A 2,656-nucleotide genomic window follows, 5' to 3' on the forward strand; every position below is an offset into this window, starting at 1 on the left:
GGCGTTCCACTTCCCGCCGTTGATCTGCTGGTTCACCTGCACGGTGCCCAGCTTGGTCCCGCTCGCGTTCCAGGCGATGTAGGGCGCCGTGGTGGAGCGGTTGGTCCCGGCCACCCACCAGGCGTCGATCGTCTTCGTCGCAGCGGCCGGCAGGTAGAACCAGAAGGTGGCCGGGTCGCTGATCGCCTGCGTGCTCGCGTAGTTGTACCCGGTCCCGTAGTACCCGGCGCTGCTCCCGACGGCCCAGTTGGCCGACACCTCGTACTTCGCCACGGAGGTGTTGTTGTTGTTGTTGTTGCTGTCCACGATGATGCTCGTGGAGCTGGTCCCGCAGTGCGAGTTGATCCGGTTCATGTAGTCGGACCACGGCCAGTTCGGGCCGGGATCGGTCCGGTTGTACGGCTGGAGCTGGCCGTGCGCCACGTAGTGGTAGCGGTCGCGGGGGATCGCGTACGCCTTGCTGATGTCGCAGGACAGCTTGGCCGAGGCGTCGACCTGCGCGACGGGGAAGGAGCTCTGCGAGGCGTAGCCCCCGTGCTCGATGCCGACGGTGAAGTGGTTGCTGGAGTAGCCGTTGCGCCAGCACTCGTGGCTGCTGTTCAGCGAGCAGTCGTAGGTGGCGGCAATGTGCCACGCGCGGTCCGCCTCACGCACGAGCTGCGAGATCTCGGCGCCATCCTCCCGCACCACGTAGTGCGCGCTGGCCTGGGCCGAGGAGTTGGTCAGCCAGCTCCAGCACGAGGTGTACGAGCCCTCGCAGGTGTGGATGATCACCATGTGCACCTTGCCGATGTCCCCCGTCGGCCGGGCGTTGTAGTTGGGGGACGGGCGCCACACCGTGCCCGCGACGCAGTAGTCGGGGGCGCACGCCTGGGCGGAGGCCTGCACCTTCGGCCGGGGGAAGTCGGCGGCGACATGCGTGGGCATCAGCGAGGCCAGCAGCTTCCCCGCGAAGTTCTTCCCCACCACCCCCTTCTGCAGGGTGTTGTACACGTCGTAGTGCACGTAGATGGCCTGTCCCTCGCTGCTCTCGATCCCGCTGTAGCGGGCCACGGCGGGCGCCCAGGCCGCCACGTCGGCGCGGTTCAGCTTCATCTCCTCCGCGTACGCGCCCAGCAGGGCCGCCGCCGCGCGGATGTTGGCCTCCGGGCTGCTCTTCACCGCGGCTTCCGACACGTTCGCCAGCGCCGCGCCCCGGGTGAGACGCTCACCACGGAGCGCCATGATCCCGAACGCGGCCTCCTGACCGGGGAACTCCTCCTCGCCCTTCACCATCTCCCAGCCGGTCTCCACGTAGCCCACGGCCTTGAGGAGCGAGGCGGGGACGTTGAAGTCGCGGCCGGCCTGTTCGAACACGGCGTCGAGCTGCGAGGTCGCGGCGGGCGCGCTCGGCGGGGGGGTGCTGGGCGGGGACGTCGGCTGGTCGCTACAGGCAGCGAGGAGCGACAGGGCGGCCAGGGCGGCGGCCAGGGAGCGGATGCTGCGCATGGAGATCCCTCCTGCGGTGGAAGAGATGACGGGCGCCGCCGGGTCACGGCGCACCGCCGGACACGCCCCGGTATGTCGGGGCGGAGTCGCCGCGGTCGCAAGCATTGTGGGGCCGTTCTCCTGATATAATGCGCGCGGCAGGAGAGCGCAATAACGCCGTTTTGGGGACGTACGTTTTCAGACAACCGCGATGCATTTCGCGTGCCTGCCCAGGCCCCGCCTGGGCTTTCGCGTGGCGGGAAAAAGCTATCTCGTGATGGAAAACGGAGTTAGGTAGATGCCTGCTGCGGGTGGGAAACCGCGGGGTCGAGCCGCTGCACCGGAAACGGGAAGCCCTCCCGGCTCGGGGAGGGCTTCGGCACTACTCTTCCTCGTTCCGTCGCCAGCCCCGCCGGGCCATCCCGCTCGCGCGGCGCCACACCCTCGCGGCGGCGTCGGAGCCGCCGCGGCGGGCGGCGCCCAGGAGGCGGCGCACGCGCGAGACGTAGGCCCCCATCTCCTCTTCGGCCTCGTGGCGAGCGGCCACCAGCTGCTCGGCGCTGAAGCCCAGGCAGGCGGCGATCTCCTCCACCACCCGCTCCTCCTCCTCCGACATCCCGCCCTCGGCCGCGGCGCTCACCACCGCCAGGTCCAGCAGCTCCTCGCGCTCGGCGGCGGAGAGTCCCTCCAGGATCTCCCGCTGCTCGCGGGTGAACACGGGCGGCCCGCCGTCGCCCAGGGGGGCGGTCCGCACGGAGCCCACCACCGCCTGGCGGAGGCGGGGGAGGGCGGGGTGCACCGCCTCGGGGACGATCCCCCGCACCGGGATCCCGGCCTCCGCGGCGAAGCGGCGGATGGCGGCGCGTCCCAGCGCCAGCGTGCCCATGTAGTTCAGGGAGCCCGCCACCACCGCGCCCACGCCCGGGACGACCCGCGCCAGGCTCCGCCGCACCACCTGCCGCGCGGCCGCGTCCACCGCCGCCTCCCCCACCCGCACCGCGCCGAACGCCGTCGCCATGGAGGCCACGAACAGGCTGCGCACCTGCTCCGTGGGGTGTTCCAGCGGCACGCCCATGAGCGCCGCGACCTCCAGCACCAGGTCGCGCTGCTGCTCGGCCACGTAGCGCCAGTCCGCCACCATCCCCAGCGCCGCCAGCGCCGGGCCGATCCCCGGGACCATGGCCGGGAG

2 protein-coding genes are annotated in these 2,656 nt (G+C 71.4%); both read right to left on the minus strand.

Annotated features, from left to right (window positions below):
- On the minus strand, positions 1 to 1,488 hold a 1,488-nt coding region (locus VGR37_11315; GenBank protein ID HEV2147981.1), incomplete at its 3' end, for an N-acetylmuramoyl-L-alanine amidase.
- A 361-nt stretch (positions 1,489 to 1,849) separates the two neighbouring features.
- On the minus strand, positions 1,850 to 2,656 hold an 807-nt coding region (locus VGR37_11320; GenBank protein HEV2147982.1), incomplete at its 5' end, for a TerB family tellurite resistance protein.

This window comes from Longimicrobiaceae bacterium (assembly GCA_035936415.1).
Classification (GTDB): Bacteria; Gemmatimonadota; Gemmatimonadetes; order Longimicrobiales; family Longimicrobiaceae; genus JAFAYN01.